We start from the raw sequence: 26,176 nt of genomic DNA, 5'->3' as shown, positions 1-26,176 counted from the left end.
CCTCCCGCTACTCGCTGGCGTGCCGTCCGAGGAAGTTGTAGACCTCGTTGTCGTCGACTCCGGGGAAGGCGCCGCGGGGGAGCGGCGAGAACATGTGCGTGTGCACGCGGGCGCTCGGCCACGCCTTGCCGCTCCAGCGGTCTGCGAGCTCGGTCGAGGGACGACGGCAGCACGACTCGTCTGGGCAGGTCGACACGGCGCGGTCGCCGGTCTCGCGGCCGCGCCACCAGCGGGCGTCGTCGAAGGGGACGCCGACCGTGACCGAGAACTCGCCGTCGCTGGAGGATCCGGTCTGCGTCGAGCACCAGAACGTACCGGAAGGGGTGTCGGTGTACTGGTGATGCTCGGTCGTGCGGTTCTGCTGCGTGAAGGCGCCGCGCGCCTGGAACTTGCGGCACACACGCTGCCCCTCCACCGCGCCGGTGACGTCCATCGGCAGCGGCAGGTCGTCGTTCTCGTAGACCCGCGTGATCGCACCGGTGGCATCCACGCGCAGGAAGTGCAGCGACATGCCCAGGTGCTCGGTGAGCAGGTTGGTCATGCGCATGCCCGCTGCCTCGTGCGTCACGCCGAACGCGTCGCGGAAGTCCTCGACCGCGAGGTTGCGGTCCTTCTTGGCCTGCTGCAGGAACGCGACCGATGCCGCCTCCGGCATCAGGCACGAGGCGGCGAAGTAGTTGATCTCCAGGCGCTGCTGCAGGAAGTCCGCGTAGTCGGTCGGCGGCGTATGCCCGAGCAGACGGTGCGCCATCGCCTGCAGCGCCATCGAGCGCAGGCCGTGCCCGCCGGGGATGGAAGCGGGAGGCAGGTAGATGCGTCCGTTCTCGAGGTCGGTGACCGACCGCGTCGAGTGGGGGAGGTCATTGACGTAGATGAGCTCGAAGCCGATCTTCTCGGCCATGATGCTGACGGTGCGGTGCGTGAGGGCTCCCTGCACGTGGCCGGCGGCGCGCAGGTGCTTCTCCGCCAGCTTCTCGATGTCGCCGAGGTAGTTGTGTTGCTCGCGCATGCGCAGGCGCAGCTCGGTGTTGGCGCGTCGAGCCTCCTCCGGCGTGGCGATGGCCTCACGCTCGCGCCGCTGCAGTTCGTGGTGGAGGCCCAGCAGCGACTCGATGGTCTCGTCGCTCATGCTCTTCGTGACGCGCACGGGGGCGACGCCGAGCTGGCGGAACACCGGACTCTCCTGCGCGCGTTCCAGCTCGATCTCGAGCGCGGCGCGGCGGTTCGGCGGTTCGCCCGAGATCAGATCGGTGACCTCGGTGCTCGTGGCCTGCGCGATCGCCTGCAGCAGCGAGAGCTTCGGCTCGCGCTTGCCGTTCTCGATCAGGCTCAGCTGCGACCCGGCGACACCCACCAGGGCTCCGAGTTCGTCGAGCGTGTAGCCGTTCGCGAGTCGATGGTGCCGGATGCGATGGCCGAGGGTCGTGAGGTGAATGCCGGAGGTCGCCATTCCTTGATCATAGCGAAAGAATCGCGTTTCTTATCGCCCATATTGTCCGAAAGACCCGCGTAAGGCGGAAGAAGATGGATGCAACGCCCCACTCATCAAAGGAGCTGTCATGGCCATCGCTGAAGTCTTCGCCCCTCGCACATCCCCCGTCGCCGCCGCGCGTACGTTCGGTGCTGCGCCGAGCTACGACACCCCCGCGATGGCCGAGCTGGCCGCCTGGGTCGAGGAGATCCGTGCGCTCACCCAGCCGGACTCCGTGCACTGGGTCGACGGCTCGCGCGCCGAGAACGATTGGCTGCTGCGCGGTCTGGTCGATGAGGGAAAGCTCATCAAGCTCAACCCCGAGTGGCGCCCCGGCTCCTACCTCGCCCGTTCGCACCCCAGCGACGTCGCCCGCACCGAGGGCCGCACCTACATCGCCTCCGAGCGCGAAGAGGACGCCGGCCCCACCAACAACTGGGCGGCCCCGGCCGAGATGCGCGCCACGATGACCGAGATCTTCGAGGGCTCGATGCAAGGACGCACGATGTACGTCGTGCCGTTCTCGATGGGCCCGGTCGGCGGTCCGCTCTCGCACATCGGCGTGCAGGTCACCGACAGCGCCTACGCCGTCGCTTCGATCGGCATCATGACCCGTGTGGGCGATGCCGTCACGCGCCGCATCGCAGAGGGCGCTCCGTGGGTGAAGACGGTCCACAGCGTCGGTGCTCCGCTCGCGGAGGGCGAGCAGGACGTCGAGTGGCCGTGCAACGACGAGAAGTACATCGTGCACTTCCCCGAGACGCTCGAGGTCTACTCCTTCGGCTCCGGCTACGGCGGCAACGCGATCCTCGCGAAGAAGTGCTTCGCGCTGCGCATCGCCTCGGTGATCGCCCGCGACGAGGGATGGCTCGCCGAGCACATGCTGCTCATCCGGGTGATCGACCCGCAGGGCAAGGCCTACCACGTGGCCGCCGCGTTCCCTTCGGCCTGCGGCAAGACCAACCTCGCGATGCTGCGCCCGACGATCCCCGGTTGGAGGGTCGAGACCCTCGGAGACGACATCGCCTGGATCCGTCCGGGTGAGGACGGTCGCATGTGGGCGATCAACCCCGAGGCCGGCTTCTTCGGTGTCGCCCCCGGCACGGGGGAGTCCACCAACGTCACCGCGGTCGAGACGCTCTGGGGTAACACGATCTTCACCAACGTCGCGCTCCGCCCCGACGGCGACGTGTGGTGGGAGGGCCTCACCGAGCAGGCGCCCGCGCACCTGATCGACTGGGAGGGCAACGACTGGACGCCCGACTCCGGACGCCCGGCCGCGCACCCGAACTCGCGTTTCACCGTGGCGGCGGCACAGTGCCCGCAGATCTCCGAGGACTGGGAGCAGGCGGTTCCGCTCGACGTCATCCTCTTCGGCGGACGCCGTGCCAGCAACGTGCCGCTCGTGGTCGAGGCGACCGACTGGACCCACGGCGTCTTCCTGGGCTCGAACATCTCGTCCGAGCGCACGGCGGCGGCTGAGGGAACGCTCGGCGAGCTGCGCCGCGATCCCTTCGCCATGCTTCCGTTCTGCGGCTACAACATGGCGGACTACTTCGGTCACTGGCTGAAGGTCGGCCGGGGGCTGCGCTTCGACCGCGCGCCGCGCATCTTCCAGGTGAACTGGTTCCGCCGTGGTGCCGACGGCCGGTTCCTGTGGCCCGGATTCGGCGACAACTCGCGCGTCGTCGACTGGATCATCCGCCGCATCGCCGGCGACGTGCCCGCGGTCGACAGCCCGATCGGTCGCCTGCCTCGCCCGGAGGACCTCAACCTCGAGGGACTCGACATCCCCGCCGCCGACCTCGAGGAGCTCTTCTCCGTCGACGCAGAGGCGTGGAAGACCGAGGCCGATCTGACCGAGGAGTTCTACGACACCTTCGGCGACAAGGTGCCGGCCGCTCTGCGCGCCGAGCTCGCGTCGCTGCGCTACCGCCTCGACAAGGCGTAGCTCCCCAGACTGGCACCGGCTCGGGGGAGCCGGTGCCTTCACACCCGCGAAGGTGGGATGTCAGAGACGAACCCATGGCTGAGTGGTCTCCGGCATCCCGCCTTCGCGTTCCCCTGATCCGCAGACCGGAATCGCACCGATAGGGTCGGATGATCCGCGCGTCTGCGGTGCTGTCCGGGGGGAACGCGATGCGTCACGGTGCGATGAGGCAAGGTCTGATCGGCGGTGCGGTGCTCGCCGTGCTGTGGTTCCTGTGCGGCTGGGTGCCGTACTTCCTCACCCATGCCGGCGGGAGCCTGGCGACGCTGGCTCGACTCGTGCCATCGCCCATGACCCGTGGCGTGTTCGGAAACCCCCTCCTGTGGGCGGTCCTCGTGCAGCTGCTGATGGCGGTCGTGCTCGTGACCGGTTTCGCAGTTCTGATCGTTCGCCTCTCCCGGGGTAGGGCCGGATTCGCGGCCGGCTGGCTCGCGGCGATCCTGGTCGCCTTCGCGATCGGTGCCGCTCTGGATCTCGGCAACGTCGTCACCGGTATCGGCGACTTCGGGATCGGCGGGGTCATCGGCACGATCGGAGCCGCCTCCGAGACGACGTGGTGGGCGGTGGTGGTGGGATGGATCCCGGCACTCGTGAGCGCGCGTTCAGGACGTGCGCCCGAGACGGATGCGGCGCCGACGCACGGGCCCGGTGCGAAAGCCCCGGACCTCATCGTGGGGCTGATCGCGGCGATCGCCCTGATCCTCATTCCGGTGGCGGCGCAGGCCGGCGACGATGCGACACAGGCCCAGCTGCGCCAGGAGCAGGCGACGGCTGAGGCGGAGGCCGATCCGAGCGGCGCAGCCGCCCCTGATCCGTCCGCGGAGGGCGAGCCGGTACCGACCGCGGGTCCGTCAGACGGCGCGACGGACGACGGAGCGTGTACGGCTGACAGCACGACGATCATGACCCCGCCGCCGGACGGCGCGACCGGACACCGGGGTCAGCTGCTGCAGCTCGTGAACCTGGCCGAGGAGCCGTGCATTCTGGACGGGTACCCGGATGTCGCCTACGGAGACCAGAACGGGCATCTGCTCGATGTGAGCGTCGAGCACGGTCGCTCGTTCATGGCGGAGGACCCCGGACCCTCGTCGATCACACTGCAGCCGGGGGATTCGGCCACCGCCGTGATCGGCTGGGATGCGAACTCGGTGCAGGGACAGCTCGCCGCGCGCAGCATCTGGGTCGCCGTGGCACCTGGGGAGGAGCGCCTCTCCTGGGAGATGCCGCTGGACCTCATCCCCGGTGCGACCGTGCACGTGACGGCGTGGCAGCCGGCGGTGCCTCCCGCAGGATGACTACTCAGGCTGATGGCGCCGGCTGACGGCTCAGGGTGAGCCTCATGCCAGGAGCTGATGGCGGGCGAGGTCGCGGTACAGCGGTGTCGACTCGACGAGCTCGGAGTGGGTTCCCTGCCCGACCACTGCGCCGTCCTGCAGCACGACGATCAGGTCGCTGTCGACGACGGTCGAGAGCCGGTGCGCGATCACCACGAGCGTGCGATCGGTGGAGACCGCGTCGATCGCCTCGCGCATGCGCTGCTCGTTCACGCCGTCGAGCGACGAGGTCGACTCGTCCAACAGCAGGATCGGAGCGTCCGTGAGCAGCGCACGGGCGATCGCCAGGCGCTGGCGCTCGCCACCGGAGAGCATCACGCCGTCCTCGCCGACCGGGGCGCCGAGCCCGAGCGGACTGCGCTCGAGCACGTCACCGAGGTTCACCGCCCGCAGCACCTGCTCGCACTCGGCGTCGGAGGCGTCGGGGGCGGCGAGGCGCAGATTGTCGGCCAGCGTGCCGGCGAGGGTCGGCGCATCCTGCTCGACGTAGCCGAACTGGGCCCGCAGCTCCTGGCGCGTGTAGGTGCGGGAGTCGTGGCCGTACAGGCGGATCGAGCCGCCGGTGGGGTCGTAGAAGCGTTCCACGAGCGAGAGGATCGTGCTCTTGCCTGCGCCGCTCGGCCCGACCAGAGCCACGCGGGCACCGCGCGGCACGGCGAACGACACTCCGCGCAGCACCTCGTGCGAGGTGACAGGAGCGGCGACGTCGGTCTCCGCGCGATCCAGGTGGGCGTCGGCGAGGACCTCCTGCGCCTCCTTCGCGGCCGCGCGCCGAGCGACCACGACGTTCTCCGGGTACCGGAAGTGCACGTCGCGGAACTCGAGTGCGGGAGACTGCGGGTCCGGCTCGTCGCGGGTCACGGCGGCGGCGATCTTCTCGTCGTCCTGCGTCTCGGTCGGCAGGTCCAGCACTTCCTGGATGCGGCCCAGCGCGCCGAGCGCCTGGTTCACTGAGGTGATGGCTCCGAACGTGGAGGCGAGGGGCATCACGAGCAGGAACAGGAACATGATGAACGCGATCAGCGATGCGATCGTGATCGTGCCGGCCGCGACGCGGAAGCCGCCGACGCCCAGCACCACCAGCAGCGAGAGCTGCAGGGCGATGCCGGCGATCGGCACGACGAGAGACGAGATCTTCGCGATGCGCACCCCGATGCCGTAGGCGTCGGACGCGAGCTGCGAGACGGCGACGGTCTCGCGCTCGGTGGCACCGGAGGCGCGTATCGTGCGGATCGAGCCGACGGCGCGCTCGACGCCGGAGGCCAGTTGGCCGACCTTCTCCTGCTGCTCCGTCGATGCCGTGCGGATGCGCCCGCTCAACGCCACGACCACGACGACCGAGACGCCGATCACGAGCACGATCAGCAGCAGCAGAACCGGGTCGATCACCAGCATGGCGATGAGCGCGCCGAGGAAGAGCACGACGTTGCCCACGGCATCCGCGAGCCCCTGTGTGAGCACGGCGTAGAGGAGTGTCGTGTCGGTGCCGACGCGCGAGACGAGGTCGCCGGTGCGGCGGGCATCGAACTCCGAGGTGGGCAGGTGCAGGATGCGGGCGATGAGCTTGCGGCGGCTGGAGTACACCACGGCGGTGCCGGTGCGCTGCAGCAGGTAGTGCTGGAAACCGGAGATGATCGACGACGCGATCACGAAAGCGACCAGGAGCCAGACCAGGATCCCGATGGTCTTCTCCGATTGCACGGCCTCGATGACCTGCCCGACCAGCAGCGGCTGCACGAGAGAGGTCGCCGCTCCGATGACGCTGAGCACGGCAACGACCACCAGCGTGCGCTTGTGCTCGAAGAGGAACGGGAGGAGCTGGCGGAACGTGGCGCGCGGACCGTCGTGCTGCGCGCCGCGTCCGCGTCGGCGGGGAGTCGCCGTGCGGGACATGGAAGACCTCGTTCTGGAAAAGGGCGTACTACGACCGTACTTCCTGCCGCGGGTCCCGGTTCCCATCAGGGCTGTCGAGACGCACGGAGTGCTGGGGGAAGCCGGGATCAGTGGCGGCCGAATCTGCGGTGCGCGGCCTGCTTCGACACGCCGAGGGCGCTGGCGATCGTCTGCCACGAGTATCCGGCGGTGCGAGCTCGTCGCACCTGCACCTCCTCGGCGCGGGCGATGTCGACTCGTAGGCCGGCGAGTCTCGACAGCTCAGCGATCGGCTCGCCTTCCGGATCGACGGCGGATGCGGTGCGCACGTTCATGATGACCTCCACCCGTCAACATACATTGACGGTCGCTTGTCGTCAACACGGATTGACGCTCCGGCATCCGCTCTCGCGGCTCCGGTCGCGAGAAGGCACCCTCATCCGAAGACGGGGGTGCCTCTCTGCGACCGGCGCGGCCGGGAACTACGGCTGTGCGGGCGCGGCGACGCCGAGATCCTCCTCGTAGTCGCTGTCCTTCGTCTCCGGCGAGAGCAGGAGAGCTACGAACGTGAGCACACCCATCCCCGAGAGGTACAGGCCGACGAGCCACGGTGCCCCGCCGCCCCACTGCCACAGCTGCACGGCGATCAGGGGCGCGACGGCCGCGCCGAGGATCGACGACACGTTGTACGAGATCGCCGAGCCCGAGTAGCGCACGTTGGTCGGGAACAGCTCGGGAAGCAGCGCGCCCATGGGGCCGAACGTCGCTCCCATGAGCATGAAGCCGAACACCAGGAAGGCCTGCACGAGCGCTCCGCTGAACTTCGGGTCGACCGTGGGGAGCAGGAACGCGTTGAACGTCAGGCCGAACACGATGATGAGCCCGGTGACCCACAGCAGCAGCTTTCGGCGTCCGACCTTGTCGGCGATCGGGCCGGAGAGCAGCGTGAAGATGCCGAAGAACACCACGCCGATGATCTGCATGAGCACGAAGTCCGTGTAGCCGAAGCCGAGACCGGGGTAGAACTGTGCGGCGAAGGCGGCGGGGTCGAAGTCCTTGCCTGCCGCCTCCGCTGCGGCTTGTGCGGCGGCCGAGGCGGTCTCGAGCGATGCCGCCTTGGTGCCGTAGGCGAGCGTGAAGTTCGTCATCAGGTAGAACAGCACGTAGGTGGCGAGCATGATGAACGTGCCGAGGATGAGCTGCTTCCAGTGGTGGCGGAAGACCGTCGCGATCGGCAGTTTGCGGATCGTGCCCTTCTTCTCGGCCTTCTTGAACGTGTCGGACTCGACCAGCTTGAGTCGTACCCACAGGCCGATGATGACCATCACGGCGGAGAACAGGAACGGGATGCGCCAGCCCCACGACAGGAACGCCTCGGACTTGAGGGCGGGGTCGTCGGAGTGCGGCAGCAGCCAGTTGATGCCGAGGAACAGGAAGTTCGCGATGATGAAGCCGAGCGGAGCGCCCAGCTGCGGGAAGGTGCCGTACCAGGCGCGCTTGCCCTTCGGGGCGTTCTCGGTGGCGACCAGCGCCGCGCCCGACCACTCGCCGCCGAGCGCGAAGCCCTGGGCCAGGCGCAGGATCAGCAGCAGGAGAGCGGCCCACCAGTTGATCTGCTGATACGTGGGCAGGATGCCGATCAGGAAGGTCGCGATGCCCATGGTCAGTAGTGAGGCGACGAGCGTCGCCTTGCGCCCGTACTTGTCGCCGAAGTGTCCGAAGACGACGGCGCCGATCGGGCGGGCTACCATCGCCGCACCGAAGACGCCGAACGAGGCGAGCAGCGAGGTGGTGTCGTTGCCGGTGGGGAAGAACAGCACGGGGAACACGAGGACCGCGGCCGTGGCATAGGCGTAGAAGTCGTAGAACTCGATCGTCGTGCCGACGAGGCTGGCGGTGATGACGCGCGAGCGAGGATTCGCCGGCGCAGTGGTCGTACTCAAGATGCGTCTCCGTTCAGTGCCCTGGCGCCGGGCACTCGGGCGAGTTTACGCCTTCCTGAGTATTGCCTGGGTGGCGGTTGGCGACCGGAGGCCCGGAGGAAGCGGGGCTACTCCTCGGTGTCGCCGAGCAGCAGCCCGGGAACGAGCTCCGCGTGTGCCGCGAGCAGATTCTCGAGCTCCAGCACCACGAGGCGGTTGTCGCCCGCTCGCGTCGCCGGAGACGGCACGAAGAGCGTGCGCTGAGGGCCGTTGCGCCAGTACCGCCCCAGGAAGAAGCCGTTCATGAACGCATAGCCCTTGCTCCAGGCCGCGGTGTCGAGGAACAGGTCGCTCGGGGCGGCGAGCGGGATGTCTGCGGTCCAGGCGCTCGGTCCCGGTCCTGCCTCCACGGCGTCCGTGCGCGCCGCGACAGCCGCCGCGATCTCGGCGACGTCCAGCGGAGTCGAGCGCCAGCCCAGGAGGGGAGCGCCGTCGAGCGTGGGGGTGCCGATCAGGCCCTTCTCCTCGCCCAGGCGGTGGTCGTAGTTCACGCGGCCCTGGTCCTCGACCAGGATGCTGAGGGTGCGGCCGGCCGGGATGCGCAGCGTGCGGTCGTGGCGTGTGCGCGAGAGCGTGCCGATCGGCTGGCCGTCGACCTGCACCCAGGCGAGGTCGCGCGCCTCCTCGAGCGACAGCAGACCGGGGCTGTCGGTCGGCGGCAGCTCGACGTCGTAGCGCACGAGCGCGCTGAGGTGGCCCAGCGCGTCGAAGGTCGCCGGGGTGTCGGCCGCCGCATCCGCGGCGGGGGCATCCGTCCACGCGCCCACCGGGGCCAGCGGCACGGTCAGGGTCGGCGACGGGCTGGCCGCGGTCGGCAGCTCCTCGGGAACCGGCGCGTACTTGGCGATCACGTCGCGGAAGGCGAAGAACTTCGCGGTGGGGTTCCCTGCCTCGTCCAGCGGGGCGTCGTAGTCGTAGGACGTGACGATCGGGAGGTAGCGGCCCTTGTGGTTCGCGCCGTTCGTGAGCCCGAAGTTCGTACCGCCGTGGAACATGTAGATGTTCACCGATGCGCCCGCCGACAGCAGCGCGTCGAGGTCGGCGGCAGCGGCATCGACCTCTGTGGTGTGGTGCACGCCGCCCCACCAGTCGAACCAGCCGTCCCAGAACTCCGAGCACATGAGCGGGCCGGTGGGCTGGTGGGCGCGCAGCGTCGCCAGCCGTTCCGCAGTGCGGGAGCCGAAGGAGCCGGTCTTGTGGAGCTCCGGGAGGCTGCCGTCGGCGAGCATCTGGTCGACGGGCTGGTCGACAGTGGTGAGCGGTACCGTGATCCCGGCGTCCCTGGTGAGCGCCACCAGCGCCTCGAGGTACGCCTTGTCGGAGCCGTAGGCGCCGTACTCGTTCTCGATCTGCACGAGCACCACGGGCCCGCCGCGGTCGACCTGCCGCGGCGCGACGATCTCGTACACGCGACGCAGGTAGGCGCTGATATCGACCAGGAACTCCGGGTCGGAGGAACGCAGCGAGCGCTCGCCGGCGGTGAGCCAGTTCGGCAGCCCGCCGTTGTGCCATTCGGCGCAGATGTAGGGGCCCGGGCGCACGATCGCGTCGAGGCCCTCGGCGTGCACCAGGTCGAGGAAGCGTCCCAGGTCGTTCCATCCGGTCGCGTCCCACTCGCCGCGGCGCGGCTCGTGCGCGTTCCAGGCGACGTAGGTCTCGATCGTGTTGAGCCCCATCAGGCGCGCCTTGCGGATGCGGTCCTGCCACTGGTCCGGGTGCACGCGGAAGTAGTGGAGGGCGCCGGAGATCACCTGGTGCGGCTGTCCGTCGCGGAGGAAGTCGGTGTCGCCGATGGAGAACGAGGTCACGTCTGTGGGGTGCTTTCGATAGGGAGTGGCCGAGTCGGGTCCTGAGCTCTGGAAGTGGGTCCCTGAGCTTGTCGAAGGGCCCGACCCGGCCATCGGTGTTACTTGTTGACGGCGAAGCCCTGGGCGTTGCCGTACTCGACCAGCGCGTCCTGCCAGGCGGTGAGGCCGTCGTTCAGGTCGGTGCCGTTCTGGTAGGCCTGGCCCACGGTGTCTCCGAAGATGCTGTTGCCGTAGACCTGGTAGGGCAGGTAGCTCCAGCCTTCGACGACGTCGCCGGCAGCGGCCGCGAGGACCTCGTTGATCTTCTGTCCGCCGAAGTACTCGGGCGCGTCGGCGAGGAAGTCGTCGCTCGCGAGCTCAGCGGTGGTCGACGGGAATCCGCCGCTCTCCAGGAACAGCGAGATGCTGTCCTCGGAGTTATTCAGCCACCACAGGAACCCGGCCGACAGCTCCGGGTTCTTGCTCTGCGTGGTCACGGCCTGGCCGCCGCCGCCGTTCTCGGCGCTGGCGGGGGAGCCGTCGTAGGTCGGCATCGGCGCGACGCGCCAGTCGCCGGCTCCGTCGGGGGCGCCGGAGATCAGGTTGCCGGGCATCCAGGCGCCGATCACGAGGGTCGCGATGCTGCCGTCGCCGAGGGCGCGGAACCACTCGTCGCTCCAGCTGCTGACCGGTGCGACCAGGTCCTCCTCGACGAGGCGGTTCCAGTTCTCGGTCCACTTCTTCGAGCCCTCGTCCTGCAGGTCGATGGTGACATCGGTGCCCGAGGTGCTGAACGGCTTTCCGCCGGCCTGCCAGATCATCGACGTGGCGAATCCGGCGTCACCGGTGTCGTTGGTGATGTAGGCGGAGGGGTTCGCGGCGTGGATGGCCTTGGCAGCCTCGTAGTACTCGTCCCACGTGGTCGGCACGTCGAGGCCCGCGGCGTCGAAGACGGCCTTGTTGTAGAACAGCGCCATGGGGCCCGAATCCTGGGGGAGGCCGTAGATGGCGTCGCCGTCGGTGACGGAGTTCCAGGTCGAGGCGGTGTAGTCGTCTTCGAAGTCTGCGAAGCCGTACTGCGACAGGTCGACGAACGCGTCAGTCAGGGAGAACTGCGGGAAGGCGTAGTACTCGATCTGCACGACGTCGGGAGCGCCCGAGCCCGCCTTGATCGCGTTCTGCAGCTTGGTGTACTCGTCGTTGTTGGTTCCCGCGTTGACGACGTTGACCTTGACGTTCGAGTATTCCTTCATGAACGCCTCGGCCTGGGCCTCGGCGGAGGGGGTCCACGACCAGTACGTGATCTCGCCGCCCTTCTCGAGCGCGGCCTGGACCGAGTCGAACGACCCGTCGCCGGCTCCGGCGCTGCCGCCGCCGTCGGTGGTTCCGGTGCTGCAGCCGGCCAGCGCGAGCGCGGCGACGGTTCCGGCTGCGAGCACCGTCAGGGTGCGGCGCGCAGCGGGGTGAGGGATGTGCTTCATTGCTGTGTCCTTTCGGGGTGCGGTCCAGCATCGGACCGACGGGGGTGGAACGGGGGCGACTACTGCTTGACGCTTCCCGCTGTGAGACCTGACTGCCAGAACCGCTGGAGCAGCAGGAAGGCGATGACGATCGGGATGATCGTGAGCAGCGAGCCCATGATCACGAGGTTGTAGATCGGCTGGGAGCCTGCGCCGATGGCCTGCGAGCTCCACTGGTTCAGGCCGACCGTCAGCGGATACCACGCCGGGTCGGAGAGCATGATCAGCGGCAGGAAGTAGTTGTTCCAGGTCGCGACCACGGTGAACAGCGCGACCGTCACGATGCCGGGTGCGAGCAGGCGCATCGAGATCGTGAAGAACGTGCGGAACTCTCCGGCGCCGTCGATGCGCGCGGCCTCCAGCAGCTCGGTGGGCACGGACTCGGTGGCGAACACCCAGATCAGGTAGAGGCCGAACGGGCTGATCAGCGACGGGATGATGACCGCCCACGGAGTGTTCGTGAGTCCGAGCTCACTGAACAGCAGGAACGTGGGGACCGCGAGGGCCGTTCCGGGCACGGCGACCGCGCCGAGCACGATCGCGAACACCGCGGGGCGACCGGGGAAGCGGTACTTCGCCAGGCCGTACCCGGCCATGGTCGCCAGCAGCGTCGCGCCGCCGGCGCCGACCACCACGTAGAGCAGGGTGTTGCCCAGCCAGCGCAGGAAGATGCCGTCGCGGTAGGCGAAGGTCGCCGCGAGGTTGTCGAAGAACGCGAAGTCGTCGGCGAACCACAGGCCGAATGAGCTGAACAGTCCTGACTGCGTCTTGGTCGAGCTGAACAGCAGCCAGACCAGCGGCACGAGCGTGTACAGGGCGTAGACGACCATGACGATCAGCAGCGTCTTGGACGACCGCGGGTTCATCGGGTCGTTGCGGCGGTGCGAGGTGCGGGCAAGGGGGAGTGCCATCTCAGCGCACCTCCGACTTCGAGCCGCGCAGTTGCACGACGTAGGCGATCACGGCCGTGATGATGCCCATGATGATGGCGATCGTCGCGGCGTAGTTGAACTGTTGTCCCGCGAACGAGAGGTTGTAGGCGTACATGTTGGGCGTGAAGTACGTGGTGATCACGTTGGGGGCCAGCGGACGCAGGATGTTGGGCTCGTTGAAGAGCTGGAAGCTGCCGATGATCGAGAAGATCGTCGCGATGACGAGGGCGCCGCGCACCGAGGGGATCTTGATCGAGAAGATCGTGCGCCACGCGCCGGCACCGTCGAGCGAGGCGGCCTCGTACATGTCGGTGGGGATCGTCTTGAGCGAGGAGTAGAAGATCAGCATGTTGTAGCCGACGAACTGCCACGTCACGATGTTTCCGATCGAGACCAGGATCCACTCCTTGGCGAACGGGGTGAAGAAGTCGCTGCCGAGGAAGTCGTTGATGTTCGAGGTGAGCCCGAACTGGTCGCCGTAGATGTAGCCCCACATCAGCACGGCCACGACGGCCGGCACGGCGTAGGGCAGGAAGATCAGGATGCGGAAGAACGAGGCTCCCCGCAGGCGAGCGCTGTCGAGGGCGAGCGCGGCCCCCAGGGCGAGAGCGAGCATGATCGGGACCTGGACGACCAGGAACAGGATCACGCGGCCGAACGCCTCCCAGAACTGCGAGTCGCCGAGCGCGCGGACGTAGTTGTCGAAGCCGACGAACGAGGTGCCGCCGATGAGCTTCTCCTGGAAGAAGCTCAGGTACAGCGCGTAGGCGAGCGGCGTCAGGAACACCAGCGCGAACACGATCATGAACGGGCCGACGAAGGCCCATCCTCTCCAGTCGCGCTTCTCGCGGCGGCGGATGCCGGCAGCGCCGGGGGCCGCAATGATTTCAGTCGTCATCGACGAGACCTTCTCCAAGTCCAGGCGCTCACTGCGCCGTGTGTCTACGTCAACATATTCGATCCGCTGCTAGTGTGTCAACGTCAACACATGAATGGATGATGACCCGTGACCTTGGAACCTTCGACAGAGCAGTCGCAGCGCCGCAGAGAGCCCTCGATGGAGGATGTCGCCCGCGAGGCCGGGGTATCCGGCCAGACCGTGTCGCGCGTCGTGAACGCCCGCGGCTACGTCGGCGCCGCCACCAGGGAACGCGTCGAAGAGGCCATGCACCGCCTCGGCTACCGCCCCAACAGCGCGGCCAGGGCGCTGCGCTCCGGCCGATTCCGCACCTTCGGCGTCGTGATGTTCTCGTTCAGCTCGTACGGCAACCAGCGCACGCTCGACGCGATCGCCGTGCGCGCGGCGCAGCTCGGCTACGCCCTCACCCTCATCCCGGTGGAGTCCAGCGCCAAGGACACCGTGGTGGGGGCGTTCCGCCGGCTCGAAGAGCACGCGGTCGACGGCATCATCATCGTGATCGAGGCGCATCAGCTCGACGAGGCCGACATCGAGATCCCCAGCGGTCTCCCGGTCGTGTTCGTCGACTCGAACCGGACGGCCGAGCATCCCTTCGTCGACACGGATCAGGCGCAGGGTGCTCGTCTGGCGACCGAGCACCTGCTCGACCTCGGGCATGAGACCGTGTGGCACGTGACGGGACCCGCCCAGTCGTACTCGGCTGAGCGCCGCCGCGAGGCGTGGCAGTCGACGCTCGAGGCTGCAGGGCGACGCGTCCCCGAGCCTCTTCCCGGCGACTGGAGCGCCTCCTCCGGATACGAGGCCGGCGTTGCTCTCCGCGAGATCGACGGGGTGACCGCGGTCTTCGTCGCCAACGACCAGATGGCGATCGGCGTGCTGCGGGCCTTCCGCGAGGTCGGACGCGCGGTGCCGGATGACGTGAGCATCGTCGGCTTCGACGGTCTGCCCGATGCGGCGCAGCTCTGGCCGCCGCTGACCACCGTGCAGCAGCACCCCGAGCGGGTCGGCGCGTTCGCGGTGGATGCCCTGGTCGCCGAACTGGACCAGGGGGAGCGCTTGCAGACGCCGCTGGTGGGCACCGAGCTCATCGTGCGCGCGAGCACGGCGCCGCCGCGACAGCGCTGAGCCGGCGCGCTCGTTCCGGAGGAGAACTCCCCGTGGGGAGGAGAACCAGGCGCGATTCCTCCTCCCGAGACGGTGAACTCCTCCCGCACTAGGCGCCGGTGGCGCCGAGTCGTGACGAGAGCTCGCGCGCGGCGCGTGACACGAACACGCCGAGGGCATCGAGGCGGTGCCCGATGCGCGCCTTGGGCGCGCTGACGTTCACGGCCGCGACGATGCGCCCCGTGAAGTCCGTGATCGGCGCCGACGCGGCGACGACGCCGAACTCCAGCTCCTCGTCGGAGAGCGCATAGCCCTGTTCGCGGATGCGGGCGAGCTCGGTGAGGAGGCTGTCGAGATCGGTGACGGGGGCGTTGCCGGGGGGCGGGGCGTCGAGCACCGGGAACACTGAGGGATCGGCCTGGTCGAACCGGCCGACCAGCGGCTGGTCCTGTCCGTGGTCCTCGTACCACCGGGCGAGGGACTCCTCATCCCAATCGCTCAGCAGGGCGCGGCCGGAGGGGGTGCGCCACGCGGCGGTGGTGGTGCCGGCCCATCCGGTGGTCCGCACATCGTGGGGGCTGAGCTCGCTCAGCAACGTGAGCACGTTGCCGCCGCGCAGCACGCAGAGGTGGCTGGTCTCCCTCGTCGACTGCACCAACCGGCGCAGGATGCTGCGCGAGGCGTGCACCAGCGTGGTGCTGGCGGTGTGGGCGGCGAGCGCGTACAGCCGCGGTCCCAGCAGATAGCGCAGGGTGTCCTCGTCGCGTTCGACAAGGCCGCTCTCGGCGAGCGTCGCCAACGTGCGTGACACCACCGCCTTGTCGCGCCCGGTCGACTGCGCGACCTGGGAGACGCCGAGCCCTCCCGATCGGAGCGCCTCGTCGGTGCCGAGCAGCTCGAGGATCTCGATGTCGCGCCCCAGACCGGAGGAGTTCCGGCGCGGAGCCGAGGGTGTCGTCGTGGTGTTCACGGGACGAGTCTATCTCGGATCGTTGCCATAGTCACAACACCCTTTGACGAAATGGATACACCGGCTACGGTAAATGACATCCCGGTACCGGCCTCAACGACGAGACAGGAGCCCTCTTGACCGGATTCAACTGGGAAGACCTCATGGTCTTCCTCACACGTCGCGCAGACGACATCCTCGAACTGACCCGTGATCACCTCGTCGTCGTGCTCATCTCCGTCGCGCTGGCCGCCGCCATCGGGATCGGACTGGGCATCCTCGTCCGAAACCGACGCATCGCCCGGACGACGGTGCTGACCGCCGCCGCCGTCGCGATCACGATCCCGTCCCTCGCGCTCCTCGCCCTGCTCAGCCCGGTCCTCGGCCTCGGATGGCTGCCGACCGTGGTCGCGCTCGTGTTCTATTCCCTGCTCCCTGTCGTTCGCAACACGGTCGTCGGGCTCCGCGAAGTACCGGTCTCGGTGCTGGAATCCGCACGGGGGATGGGACTCAGCCCCGCGCGGGTGCTGTTCACCGTGCAGCTGCCGATCGCCTGGCCCGTGATCATGACCGGTATCCGCGTGGCCGCGCAGCTCACGGTCGGCATCGCGGCCATCGCGGCCTACGTCGCGGGCCCCGGTCTCGGCGAGTACATCTTCAAGGGCCTGTCCTCCCTGGGGTCGAAGAACGCCCTCAACTACGCGCTCACCGGCACCGTCGCCGTGATCATCCTCGCGCTCGTCCTCGACGGCATCCTCGTGCTCATCGCCCGCCTCACCACCTCAAGGGGTCTCCGTGCCTGACATCACCACGAACACCGGCGTTCTCACCTCTCTCGCCTCGCAGCAGGGCGGCGTCGACATCGTCCTCGATCGCATCACCAAGCAGTACCCGGGGCAGTCGACCCCCGCCGTCGAGGACTTCTCGATGCGCATCGAGCCGGGCGAGCTGGTCATGTTCGTCGGCCCCAGCGGCTGCGGCAAGACCACCACGATGAAGATGATCAACCGCATCATCGAGCCGTCGTCCGGATCCATCCGCATCAACGGCGATGACGTCCTGTCACTCGACGGCAACGAGCTGCGCCGCCACATCGGCTACGTGATCCAGCAGATCGGGCTGTTCCCGCACTTCACGATCGCCGAGAACATCGCCGTCGTCCCCAAGCTGCTCGGCTGGTCGAAGGCGCGCACCGCGGCCCGTGTCGAGGAACTGCTGAACACCGTGCAGCTCGATCCCGGTGTCTTCGCCGACCGCTACCCGCGCCAGCTCTCCGGCGGACAGCAGCAGCGGGTCGGCGTCGCCAGAGCACTCGCGGCCGACCCGCCCGTGATGCTCATGGACGAGCCGTTCGGCGCGACCGACCCGATCACGCGCGAGAAGCTGCAGGCGGAGTTCCTCCGGCTGCAGGCCGACATCGGCAAGACGATCATCTTCGTCACGCACGACTTCGAAGAGGCCATCCGGATGGGCGATCGCATCGCGGTGCTGAGCGAGCGCAGCCGGATCGAGCAGTTCGACACCCCGGCGCGCATCCTCGCGAACCCGGCCAACGAGTACGTGCGATCGTTCATCGGCGAGGGCGCGGCGCTGAAGCGGCTCGCCCTCATCCCCGTCAGCGGGGCGACGGTGGGCTCGCCCGACTCCAGCGCTCCTGCGGCCACGATCGACGAGGAGACCTCGCTGCGCGAAGCGCTCGACCTCCTGGTCCTCACCGGGGCCCCGCGCATCAACGTGACGCGCGGGGGAGTCGTGGTCGGTTCGATCGATCAGGCGGCGATCTCCGCCGCACTCGGAGCAGGCGCACCCGCGCGCCGCACGGAGAGCGAGTGACCATGCAATCGCCCGACCTCGTGCCCTCCGCGACGACGGTCCTGCAGACGCAGCCGGCGGAGCGACGCGGCATGCCCGTGCTGCTGCGGCGCATGATGCCGCTGATCGTCGTGGCGGTGGTGCTGCTGATCACCTTCCTCTGGATCTCGACACTCGAGCTCGACTCGATCGAGCAGCGAACGCTCAACGCCGACTACATCACGGCACGCATCGGCGAGCATCTGATCCTGTCGATCACGGCATCGATCCTGGTGGCCGTGCTGGCGATCCCGGCCGGCATCGCGGTCAGCCGCTCCTCGTCACGCGTCTTCCGCGGAATCGTGATCGGCATCGCGAACATCGGGCAGGCGACGCCGGCCATCGGCGTCGTGATCCTCCTCGCGATCCTCTGGCAGACCGGCTTCACGACGGCGCTCGTCGCGCTCGTCATCTACTCCTTCCTCCCGGTGCTCCAGAACACGATCGCGGGCCTCGCCCAGGTCGACCCGAACATCCGGGAATCCGCGCGGGGCATGGGGATGACGTCCGGCCAGGTGCTGCGCCGGGTCGAGCTGCCGCTCGCCTCGCCCGTGATCCTCGCCGGACTCCGCACCGCACTCGTCTTCGCCGTCGGCGTGGCGACCGTGGCGACCTTCATCAACGCCGGCGGCCTCGGCGACATGATCATCAACGGTCTGAAGCTGCAGCGCTACCCGGTCCTCATCGTCGGAGCGGTCCTCGTCGCCGCGATCGCGGTGCTCATCGACTGGGCGGCCAGCGTCGTGGAAGACATCGTCCGCCCCAAAGGCCTCTGAATCATCGACCCTCGCACTCCCTCCCGAAAGGAACCTGCAATGACATCGCGCACCATCGCAACAGCAACACTCGCGGCACTCGCCGCCGGAGCACTCCTCCTCACCGGCTGCACCTCCGGCGGTGCCGGCGGCTCCGGGGCGAAGGGCGACGAGCTCGAAGGTCTCACCGGCGAGATCGGCTCCAAGGACTTCTCCGAGCAGTACATCCTCGCCTACATGACCGCCGAGCTGCTCAACGCCCACGGCGCCGACGTCGAGGCGAACACCAAGCTGGTCGGCTCGGCGAACGTGCGTCAGGCGCTCGAGAACGACCAGTTCCTGGGCTACTGGGAGTACACCGGCACGTCCTGGATCACCTACAACGGCAACACCACGCCGGTGCAGGGGGCCGAGGCGCAGTTCCAGGCGGTGAAGGAGGCCGACGCCGAGAACGGCATCGCCTGGCTCGATCCCGCGCCGTTCAACAACACCTACGCGTTCGCCATCCGCCGGAGCGAAGCCGAGGAACTCGGTGTGAAGACGCTCAGCGATGTCGCGAAGCTCCCCAGCGCCGACCAGACGTTCTGCATCGAGAGCGAGTTCTCGACGCGTGACGACGGATGGCCGGGACTGTCCGCGGCCTACGGGTTCGACGCGCCCGCGGCCAACGTCACGATGCTCGACACGGGGGTGATCTACACCGCGACCCAGAAGGGCGACGACTGCAACTTCGGCGAGGTGTTCCAGACCGACGGCCGCATCCCCGCGCTCGACCTGGTCGTGATGGAGGACGACAAGGAGTTCTTCCCGAGCTACCAGGGCGGCTTCACGCTCAAGCAGAGCACGCTCGACGAGAACCCCGCGATCGCCGATGTGCTGGCCGAGCTCAGCCCGCTGCTCACGACCGAGGTCATGCAGACCCTCAACGCGAAGGTCGACGTCGACGGTGAAGACCCCGAAGACGTCGCGATCGAGTGGCTCGAGGACCAGGGGCTCATCTGATGACCGCCGCGGTGCAGCTCGGCGAGAGCTTCGTCGGCGACGGCGTCAACGCCGCGCACATCAACACCGTCCTCGGACACCGCGACGGGCCGGCGGGGACGGCGTGGGCCACCGCCCTCGCCACCCCCAGCCAGGGCCACGTGCCGTTCGTCGCCGTGCTGCGCCCCTCGCTGCCGGTCAAGCCGATGACGCTGTTCGTCACCAAGGCCGCGCCCGCCGGTGACGAGCACGGGCTCCTCATCTGGGGACCCGCGCAGGCCGGGGTCGCCGCCGGCGTCGCGGATGCCGTCGCCGACGGCGTCATCCCGCGCGAGGCCGCAGACACCCACGCGGTGATCGCCGCGGTGTGGGTCAATCCGGCAGCCGACGACGCGGAGACGGTCTACCGCAACAACCGTGAGGCGACGCGCACGGCGCTCGCGAACGGGGCAGCATCGTTGCCCGCCATCGACGAGGTGCTCGCTGCCCGCGAACGCCCCACCAATCCCTTCTTCACCCCTCTCTCCAGAAGCCCTCTCTCCAGCAACCCTCTCCCCACCACGAAGGACACGTAAGACCCATGAGTTCCCCCACGCCTCCGCTCGCCGAGGCACTGCCCACCGTCGGGTTCATCGGACTCGGCAACATGGGATCCGGCATGACGAGGAACCTGCAGGCCGCAGGCTTCCCCCTCGTCGTCACCGATCTCCGCCGCGAGTCGGCAGCAGAGCTCATCGCCGGCGGCGCCCGGTGGGCCGAGACGCCGCGCGAGGTGGCCGGCACGAGCGACCTGGTCATCACCATGCTGCCGACGCCGAAGCACGTCGCCGCTGTCGCGGCAGGGGCAGACGGCCTCGTCGCCGGGCTACCGGACGGCGGCACCTGGGTCGACATGTCGACATCGGTTCCCGACGTGCTCGATGCCGTGCGCATCGAGCAGGCGGGGCGCGGACTGCACCTGCTCGACGCTCCCGTGAGCGGGATGTCGGTCGGCGCAGCCGCCGGCATGCTGCAGATCTTCATCGGGGGAGACGCCGCCGATGTGGCCCGCCTGCGCCCGGTCTTCGAGGCGATGGGCGACCCGGAGCGCATCCTCCACGTCGGGGGACACGGCGCGGGCTATGCCGTGAAGCTCATGATCAACCAGCTCTGGTTCTCGCACCTGGTGGCCACCGCCGAGGTGCTGTCGGTCGGCGTCGCCGCCGGGGTGGACCTGGGGGTGCTGCGCGACGCGCTCATCGCCAGCCCGGCCAACAGCACGTTCGTCTCGCGCGACGTGCTCTCGATCCTCGACCACGGGGACTACGACGAGGGGTTCGCGATCGCGCTGGCCTGCAAGGATCTGGGCCTCTCCGTCGACCTGGCGCGCTCGGTCGGGATGCCGGTCGAGCTCTCCTCGCTCGTCGAGCAGATCTTCCGTCGAGCACGGGCGCAGTACGGCGATCGTGCGGGGGAGATGACTCCGGTGCGGCTGTACGAAGAGCTCCTCGGACGCGACCTTCGTCGGGAGGTGGCCGCATGAGCGCCGCCCGTGAGGCCGAACTGCTCGCCTCCCTCCCCACCGGCCTGTTCATCGCGGGGCAGTGGCGCGACGCGCACTCCGGGGCCACGTTCCCGGTGCTGGACCCCGCCACGGGCGAGGTGCTGACGCACGTCGCCGACGCATCGCCGGAGGACGGTGCCGCCGCCCTCGACGCCGCCGCGGCCGCGCAGTCGGCATGGGCGGCGACCGCTCCGCGTGAGCGCGGCGAGATCCTGCGCCGGGCGTTCGAGCTGGTGACGGCGCGCGCCGAGGACTTCGCGCTCGTGATGACGCTGGAGATGGGCAAGCCGCTGGCCGAGTCCCGCGCAGAGGTGGCGTACGGCGCCGAGTTCCTCCGCTGGTTCTCCGAGGAGGCGCCGCGCATCTCGGGGCGCTACGCCACCGCGCCGGACGGCCGCAACCGTCTGCTCGTCGCCAAGCGCCCGGTCGGTCCGAGCCTGCTCATCACGCCGTGGAACTTCCCGCTGGCGATGGCGACGCGCAAGATCGCGCCCGCTCTGGCCGCGGGCTGCACCTCGGTGCTGAAGCCCGCAGCCCTCACCCCGCTCACCGCGCTCCTGTTCGCGGAGGTGCTGCGCGAGGCCGGGGTCCCGGACGGGGTCGTCAACGTCATCCCCACCACCCGCGCCGGGGCCGTGACCGGACCACTCATCACCGACCCGCGGCTGCGCAAGCTGTCCTTCACCGGATCCACCGAGGTGGGGCGACGCCTCATCGCCGACGCCGCGCACCAGGTGCTCCGCGTGTCCATGGAGCTCGGCGGGAATGCGCCGTTCCTGGTCTTCGACGACGCCGATCTCGATGCGGCTGTCGAGGGCGCGCTGCTCGCCAAGCTCCGCAACGGCGGAGAGGCCTGTGTCGCGGCGAACCGCTTCCACGTGCACGAGAGCGTCGCCGAGGAGTTCGCCGCACGTCTGATCGAGCGCATGGCGGGCTACGTCACCGACCGCGGAACCGAGCCCGCCACCACTCTGGGACCGCTCGTCGACGAGTCCACGCGCGACAAGGTCGCCGAGCTCGTGGCCGGGGCCGTCGAAGACGGAGCGCGCGTCGCCCTCGGAGGCGTCGTGCCGTCGGGCCGTGGCTACTTCTATCCGGCCACGGTGCTGGTGGACGTGCCGCAGGACGCGCGCATCCTCCGCGAGGAGATCTTCGGCCCGGTCGCCCCCATCACGACGTTCCGCGATGAGGACGAGGCGGTGCGGCTGGCGAACGCCAGCGAGTACGGCCTCGTCTGCCTCGCCTACACCCGTGATCTCAACCGCGCGCTGCGTCTCGCGGAACGCCTGGAGACGGGGATGCTCGGGCTGAACACCGGACTCGTGTCCAACCCGGCCGCACCGTTCGGCGGCGTGAAGCAGTCCGGGATCGGCCGGGAGGGCGGTTTCGAGGGGATCGACGAATACCTCGAGACGACCTACATCGGCATCTCCGACCCGCTCGCCTGATCACTCCGCACGTTCTGAAGGAGCCTGCATTGCACATCACTGATTTCTCCCTCGACCACTTCTCCCTCCGCGGGAGGAGAGCGATCGTCACGGGTGGGAACACCGGACTGGGGCAGGCCTTCACGCTCGCCCTGGCCAAGGCAGGAGCGGATGTCTTCGTGCCGACGCTCTTCGACGACGGCGGCGAGACCGCCGACCTGGTGCGCGCGGAAGACGCGCGCTACCAGGAGCAGACGATCGACATCACCGCACCGGGAGCTCCTGCTCTGGCCGTCGACGCGTGCGTGACGGCCCTGGGCGGAGTGGACATCCTCGTCAACTCCGCAGGCATCAGCCGCGTCGCGGACGTCACGGAGTTCGGCCGGGAGGAGTGGGACCCCATGGTCGCCGTCAACCTCACCGCGGCGTTCGATATGGCCCATGAAGTGGCGAAGCGGATGATCCCGCAGGGCGCGGGCAAGATCATCAACATCGCCTCGCTGTTCTCCTTCCTCGGCGGCCTCGGCTCACCCGCCTATGCAGCGACCAAGCACGGCATCGTCGGACTGACCCGCGCCTACGCCGACGAGCTCGGGGGCACCGGCATCCAGGTCAACGCGATCGCGCCGGGCTACTTCAAGACCCGCATCACCGAAGGATCCCGCTCCGACCCGGCGGTCAACGGCCGCATCATCGATCACACCCCCGCGGGGAGGTGGGGCGACGTCGCCGACCTCATGGGCGCCACCGTGTTCCTCGCCAGCCCCGCATCCGACTTCGTCAACGGTCACGTGCTGACCGTCGACGGCGGCTATCTCGTGCGCTGACCCGCAGCGCTCCCCATCCACGAACGAACAGGACATCTCTCCCATGGTTGCTTCACGATCCGCCCTCACCCGCGCGGAGATCGTCGACCGACTCCGTGATCTGATCGGCGACGATCAGGTCGAGACCGACGCCCGCGAACTGCGCGAGGCGAGCGTCGACCGCTTCAAGAAGTACACGTCGGTGCACGGGATCTTCGACGGACCGATCCCCGCCGCGATCGCCTACGCCCGCTCCACGGACGACGTCTCGGCGATCCTCTCCTTCGCCGAGGAGAACCTGATCAACGTCGTGCCCCGCACGGGGAGGACGGCGACCGAGGGAGGACTGGAGACGATCGTCGACGACACGATCGTGCTCGACGGCTCGCGCATGGACGCGATTCTCGAGATCGACCCGGTCGACATGATGGTGACCGCGCAGTGCGGGGTCCCGCTCCAGGTGCTCGAGGACACGCTGCGGGCGCAGGGGCTGACGACCGGCCATTCCCCGCAGTCCAAGCCGCTGGCGCAGATGGGCGGACTCGTCGCGACCCGCTCCATCGGCCAGTTCTCCACGCTCTACGGCGGCATCGAGGACATGGTCGTCGGTCTCGAGGCGGTGCTCCCCGGTGGAGCGGTCACGCGCATCAAGAACGTGCCCCGTCGTGCCGCCGGCCCCGACATCCGGCACATCGTGATCGGCAACGAGGGCGCTCTCTGCGTGATCACCGAGGTGACCGTCAAGGTGTTCCGGTACCAGCCGGAGCACAACCGCTTCCTCGGGTATCTCGTGGACTCGCTGCCCGCGGGCGTCGCGGGACTGCGCGAGATCATCGTCGCCGGGTATCGCCCCTCGGTCGCCAGGGCCTACTCCGAGGAGGATGCCGCGCAGCACTTCGCGCACTTCGCCGATGGCAAGGCCGTCGTCGTGGTCGTGGCGGAGGGACCGCAGGGGATCGCCGACGCGACCGCCGACGGCGTGGAGGCGATCTTCGCCGGGATCCCGCACGAGAAGGTCGACCCCGCGCTGATCGAGCACTGGTTCGACAACCTCAACTGGGGTCAGGAGAAGATCGACGCCGAGAAGCGCGAGATGCTCGAGAAGTCGCACCTGGGGTACACCACCGAGGTCTCGATCGACTGGTCCGGTGTCGCCGAGCTGTTCGAGTCCGTGATGCACAGGGCGCGGACCGAGTTCCCGCACGCGGCCGACCTCACGATGCTCGGAGCGCACTCCTCACACAGCTACCAGACGGGGACCAACCTGTACTTCGTGTACGACTACGACATCTCGTGCGAACCGCGGCAGGAGATCACCGAGTATCACGAGCCGCTCAACGCGATCGTGGTCGAGGAGGCGCTGCGGCTCGGCGGGTCGATGGTGCACCACCACGGCATCGGGAAGTACCGCACGCCCTGGACGCTCGAGGAGCACGGCAGCGCCTTCGAGCTGTTGCGGGTGCTGAAGGACGGCATCGACCCCCACGGCATCATGAACCGCGGCACGATCTATCCGCTGGATGCGGCGGAGACGGCGTCACCCGCGTGACCGCGACGGCGGGCGGCTACGTCGTCGCCATCGACAACGGCTCCCAGAGCACGAAGGTACTCATCGTCGACGGCGAGGGGGTCGTGCACGCCGGCGCGCGCGTCGCGCTCCGACCGTATGCGACTCCAGCGCCCGGCCGCTGGGAGCACCCGGATGACGACCTGTGGGACTCGGTCGTCGCCGCGGTCGGTGAGGCGCTCGGCCGCTTCGGCGGCGATCGGTCGGAGATCCGCGGGGTCGGGCTGTGCACGATCCGCTTCTGCCGGGCGGTGCTGCGCGCGGACGGCTCCCTCGCGCAGCCGGTGATGAGCTGGATGGACGAGAGGCTGCCGCGCGCGTACGAGCGAGAAGTCGACGACGCGGTGTACGTCACGACATCCTCCGGGTACATCGGGCATCGGCTCACCGGAGAATGCCGTGATGCGGTGGGGAACTACCAGGGCATGTGGCCCATCGACACCGAACGGTGGGCGTGGAGCGCGGATGCCGCCGAGTACGCTCGCACCGGCATGGATCCGCGGATGCTGTTCGAGCTCGTCGCACCGGGGGAGCCGCTCGGCGAGGTGACCGCGGAGGCGGCGCGGCTGACCGGGCTCCCCGCGGGTGTCCCCGTGATCGCCACCTCGAACGACAAGGCCGTGGAGGCGCTCGGCGCCGGGCTCCGGGATGAGGGCGACGCACTGCTGTCGTTGGGCACCTACGTGGCCACGATGACGGTGGGGGACCGGCCGCTGGCGGCGAACACGGACGTCTGGACCAACTTCGGGGCGGAGCCGGGCGCGTACCTCTACGAGAGCAACGGGGTGCGTCGGGGGATGTGGACGGTCAGCTGGTTCCGTGACCTGATCTCGTCGGCCGGGCACGGAGCGACCGAGGAAGAGTTGAATCTCGGCGCCGCGGAGGTGCCGATCGGTGCAGGCGGGATCGTCGCGGCACTGGACTGGCTCGCGCCACCTGATGAGCCGTGGCGTCGGGGCGCGCTGGTGGGCTTCGACGGCACGCAGGGGCGCTTCCACATCTATCGGGCGATCCTGGAGGCACTCGCGATCGAGACCGCAGGCAGCGATGACCGTGCACGCGAGGTTGTCGGGAGAGGCCGTCGTGAACTCGTGGTCACCGGCGGAGGAAGCAGCTCATCGCTGATGCTGCGGATCCTCGCGGCCGTGTACCGCGTGCCGGTGCGCACACCGCTGGTGCGCGATGCCGCAGGCATAGGGGCGGCGATCTGTGCCGCGGTGGGCGTCGGGATGCACCCGACCTGGGATGGTGCGGTCGACGCGATGGTGCACATCGGCGACCGCATCGAGGTGGAACCGGAGGCGGCGCACGCCTACCAGGAGGTGGCGAAGACGTACGCGACGGTGATCCCGCGCATCCGTCGGCTGTTCAGCGAGAAGGAGTGAG

At 68.9% G+C, this 26,176-nt stretch carries 22 protein-coding genes; 13 read left to right on the top strand and 9 right to left on the bottom strand.

The window, feature by feature from the left end; translation table 11 throughout:
- Positions 1-7 precede the first annotated feature (7 nt).
- On the bottom strand, positions 8-1,450 hold the full coding sequence (locus ACIOVG_RS02025; protein ID WP_400868541.1) for a helix-turn-helix domain-containing protein: 1,443 nt from the start codon (positions 1,448-1,450) through the stop codon (positions 8-10).
- Between the two features lie 109 nt (positions 1,451-1,559).
- On the opposite strand from ACIOVG_RS02025, the gene ACIOVG_RS02020 reads away from it, so the two are divergent.
- Positions 1,560-3,422, top strand: a complete 1,863-nt coding sequence (locus ACIOVG_RS02020) for a phosphoenolpyruvate carboxykinase (GTP) (protein WP_400868539.1) — start codon at positions 1,560-1,562, stop codon at positions 3,420-3,422.
- Between the two features lie 149 nt (positions 3,423-3,571).
- Positions 3,572-4,756 (top strand): DUF4232 domain-containing protein, encoded by a 1,185-nt coding sequence (locus tag ACIOVG_RS02015; RefSeq protein WP_400868537.1) that lies wholly within the window; start codon positions 3,572-3,574, stop codon positions 4,754-4,756.
- Between the two features lie 42 nt (positions 4,757-4,798).
- On the opposite strand, the gene ACIOVG_RS02010 is transcribed toward ACIOVG_RS02015, so the two are convergent.
- The 7 genes from ACIOVG_RS02010 to ACIOVG_RS01980 all read right to left on the bottom strand — a co-directional run bounded on the left by ACIOVG_RS02010 (position 4,799) and on the right by ACIOVG_RS01980 (position 13,786).
- Positions 4,799-6,688: an ABC transporter ATP-binding protein gene (locus ACIOVG_RS02010; protein ID WP_400868535.1), complete on the bottom strand. Its 1,890-nt coding sequence runs from the start codon at positions 6,686-6,688 to the stop codon at positions 4,799-4,801.
- A 107-nt stretch (positions 6,689-6,795) separates the two neighbouring features.
- The gene (locus ACIOVG_RS02005; RefSeq protein WP_400868533.1) at positions 6,796-7,002 is read right to left on the bottom strand and encodes an AsnC family protein; all 207 of its coding nucleotides are present in this window, start codon (positions 7,000-7,002) and stop codon (positions 6,796-6,798) included.
- A gap of 147 nt (positions 7,003-7,149) precedes the next feature.
- Positions 7,150-8,610, bottom strand: a complete 1,461-nt coding sequence (locus ACIOVG_RS02000; protein ID WP_400868531.1) for an MFS transporter — start codon at positions 8,608-8,610, stop codon at positions 7,150-7,152.
- 107 nt (positions 8,611-8,717) lie between these two features.
- Positions 8,718-10,457: a beta-galactosidase family protein gene (locus ACIOVG_RS01995; protein ID WP_400868529.1), complete on the bottom strand. Its 1,740-nt coding sequence runs from the start codon at positions 10,455-10,457 to the stop codon at positions 8,718-8,720.
- Positions 10,458-10,555: 98 nt separating this feature from the next.
- The gene (locus ACIOVG_RS01990) at positions 10,556-11,917 is read right to left on the bottom strand and encodes an ABC transporter substrate-binding protein (RefSeq protein WP_400868527.1); all 1,362 of its coding nucleotides are present in this window, start codon (positions 11,915-11,917) and stop codon (positions 10,556-10,558) included.
- A gap of 59 nt (positions 11,918-11,976) precedes the next feature.
- Positions 11,977-12,822 (bottom strand): carbohydrate ABC transporter permease, encoded by an 846-nt coding sequence (locus ACIOVG_RS01985; RefSeq protein WP_141873240.1) that lies wholly within the window; start codon positions 12,820-12,822, stop codon positions 11,977-11,979.
- 46 nt (positions 12,823-12,868) lie between these two features.
- Positions 12,869-13,786 (bottom strand): carbohydrate ABC transporter permease, encoded by a 918-nt coding sequence (locus ACIOVG_RS01980; protein WP_400868525.1) that lies wholly within the window; start codon positions 13,784-13,786, stop codon positions 12,869-12,871.
- A 159-nt stretch (positions 13,787-13,945) separates the two neighbouring features.
- Between ACIOVG_RS01980 and ACIOVG_RS01975 the strand changes: the two genes are divergently transcribed.
- A complete protein-coding gene (locus ACIOVG_RS01975; RefSeq protein WP_400872656.1) occupies positions 13,946-14,932 on the top strand; it encodes a LacI family DNA-binding transcriptional regulator in 987 nt (328 codons plus the stop codon).
- 88 nt (positions 14,933-15,020) lie between these two features.
- Here the strand turns inward: ACIOVG_RS01975 and ACIOVG_RS01970 are convergent, their stop codons facing one another.
- Positions 15,021-15,881 carry an IclR family transcriptional regulator gene (locus ACIOVG_RS01970; protein ID WP_400868523.1) on the bottom strand — a complete coding sequence of 287 codons (861 nt, stop codon included), beginning with the start codon at positions 15,879-15,881 and terminating at the stop codon, positions 15,021-15,023.
- A gap of 116 nt (positions 15,882-15,997) precedes the next feature.
- Here ACIOVG_RS01970 and ACIOVG_RS01965 point away from each other — a divergent pair, with 116 nt between their 5' ends.
- Genes ACIOVG_RS01965 through ACIOVG_RS01920 form a run of 10 tightly spaced genes read left to right on the top strand, consistent with a single transcriptional unit; the run spans position 15,998 to position 26,175 of the window.
- A complete protein-coding gene (locus tag ACIOVG_RS01965; protein WP_363552374.1) occupies positions 15,998-16,663 on the top strand; it encodes an ABC transporter permease in 666 nt (221 codons plus the stop codon).
- Positions 16,656-17,693 (top strand): ABC transporter ATP-binding protein, encoded by a 1,038-nt coding sequence (locus tag ACIOVG_RS01960; RefSeq protein WP_400868521.1) that lies wholly within the window; start codon positions 16,656-16,658, stop codon positions 17,691-17,693. The genes ACIOVG_RS01965 and ACIOVG_RS01960 overlap by 8 nt, the downstream gene beginning before the upstream one ends.
- Before the next feature lie 2 nt (positions 17,694-17,695).
- Entirely contained in the window at positions 17,696-18,487 is a 792-nt protein-coding gene (locus tag ACIOVG_RS01955) for an ABC transporter permease (protein ID WP_400868518.1), read from the top strand.
- Between the two features lie 39 nt (positions 18,488-18,526).
- Positions 18,527-19,468, top strand: a complete 942-nt coding sequence (locus tag ACIOVG_RS01950; protein WP_400868516.1) for a glycine betaine ABC transporter substrate-binding protein — start codon at positions 18,527-18,529, stop codon at positions 19,466-19,468.
- Positions 19,468-20,022 (top strand): formaldehyde-activating enzyme, encoded by a 555-nt coding sequence (gene fae / locus ACIOVG_RS01945; RefSeq protein ID WP_400868514.1) that lies wholly within the window; start codon positions 19,468-19,470, stop codon positions 20,020-20,022. Before ACIOVG_RS01950 ends, fae begins: the two co-directional genes overlap by 1 nt.
- Positions 20,023-20,027: 5 nt before the next feature.
- Positions 20,028-20,969: an NAD(P)-dependent oxidoreductase gene (locus ACIOVG_RS01940; RefSeq protein ID WP_400868512.1), complete on the top strand. Its 942-nt coding sequence runs from the start codon at positions 20,028-20,030 to the stop codon at positions 20,967-20,969.
- Positions 20,966-22,438, top strand: coding sequence for an NAD-dependent succinate-semialdehyde dehydrogenase (locus tag ACIOVG_RS01935; RefSeq protein WP_400868510.1), 1,473 nt, complete (start codon positions 20,966-20,968; stop codon positions 22,436-22,438). The genes ACIOVG_RS01940 and ACIOVG_RS01935 overlap by 4 nt, the downstream gene beginning before the upstream one ends.
- A gap of 29 nt (positions 22,439-22,467) precedes the next feature.
- Complete coding sequence (locus tag ACIOVG_RS01930) at positions 22,468-23,244, top strand: SDR family oxidoreductase (RefSeq protein ID WP_400868508.1); 777 nt, start codon at positions 22,468-22,470, stop codon at positions 23,242-23,244.
- 43 nt (positions 23,245-23,287) lie between these two features.
- On the top strand, positions 23,288-24,772 hold the full coding sequence (locus ACIOVG_RS01925; RefSeq protein ID WP_400868506.1) for an FAD-binding oxidoreductase: 1,485 nt from the start codon (positions 23,288-23,290) through the stop codon (positions 24,770-24,772).
- Positions 24,769-26,175, top strand: a complete 1,407-nt coding sequence (locus ACIOVG_RS01920) for an FGGY family carbohydrate kinase (RefSeq protein ID WP_400868504.1) — start codon at positions 24,769-24,771, stop codon at positions 26,173-26,175. Before ACIOVG_RS01925 ends, ACIOVG_RS01920 begins: the two co-directional genes overlap by 4 nt.
- Position 26,176: the final 1 nt, after the last annotated feature.

Source organism: Microbacterium sp. NPDC087591, assembly GCF_044743625.1.
Taxonomy (GTDB): Bacteria; Actinomycetota; Actinomycetes; order Actinomycetales; family Microbacteriaceae; genus Microbacterium.
This window is presented reverse-complemented; position numbering and strand designations above follow the sequence as displayed.

Coding starts and splice junctions, on each gene's coding strand:
- ACIOVG_RS02025 (WP_400868541.1), bottom strand. CDS start 1,450: ATGGCGACCTCCGGCATTCACCTCACGACCCTCGGCCATCGCATCCGG.
- ACIOVG_RS02020 (WP_400868539.1), top strand. CDS start 1,560: ATGGCCATCGCTGAAGTCTTCGCCCCTCGCACATCCCCCGTCGCCGCC.
- ACIOVG_RS02015 (WP_400868537.1), top strand. CDS start 3,572: ATGATCCGCGCGTCTGCGGTGCTGTCCGGGGGGAACGCGATGCGTCAC.
- ACIOVG_RS02010 (WP_400868535.1), bottom strand. CDS start 6,688: ATGTCCCGCACGGCGACTCCCCGCCGACGCGGACGCGGCGCGCAGCAC.
- ACIOVG_RS02005 (WP_400868533.1), bottom strand. CDS start 7,002: ATGAACGTGCGCACCGCATCCGCCGTCGATCCGGAAGGCGAGCCGATC.
- ACIOVG_RS01990 (WP_400868527.1), bottom strand. CDS start 11,917: ATGAAGCACATCCCTCACCCCGCTGCGCGCCGCACCCTGACGGTGCTC.
- ACIOVG_RS01985 (WP_141873240.1), bottom strand. CDS start 12,822: ATGAACCCGCGGTCGTCCAAGACGCTGCTGATCGTCATGGTCGTCTAC.
- ACIOVG_RS01980 (WP_400868525.1), bottom strand. CDS start 13,786: ATGACGACTGAAATCATTGCGGCCCCCGGCGCTGCCGGCATCCGCCGC.
- ACIOVG_RS01975 (WP_400872656.1), top strand. CDS start 13,946: ATGGAGGATGTCGCCCGCGAGGCCGGGGTATCCGGCCAGACCGTGTCG.
- ACIOVG_RS01955 (WP_400868518.1), top strand. CDS start 17,696: ATGCAATCGCCCGACCTCGTGCCCTCCGCGACGACGGTCCTGCAGACG.
- ACIOVG_RS01950 (WP_400868516.1), top strand. CDS start 18,527: ATGACATCGCGCACCATCGCAACAGCAACACTCGCGGCACTCGCCGCC.
- fae (WP_400868514.1), top strand. CDS start 19,468: ATGACCGCCGCGGTGCAGCTCGGCGAGAGCTTCGTCGGCGACGGCGTC.
- ACIOVG_RS01940 (WP_400868512.1), top strand. CDS start 20,028: ATGAGTTCCCCCACGCCTCCGCTCGCCGAGGCACTGCCCACCGTCGGG.
- ACIOVG_RS01935 (WP_400868510.1), top strand. CDS start 20,966: ATGAGCGCCGCCCGTGAGGCCGAACTGCTCGCCTCCCTCCCCACCGGC.
- ACIOVG_RS01925 (WP_400868506.1), top strand. CDS start 23,288: ATGGTTGCTTCACGATCCGCCCTCACCCGCGCGGAGATCGTCGACCGA.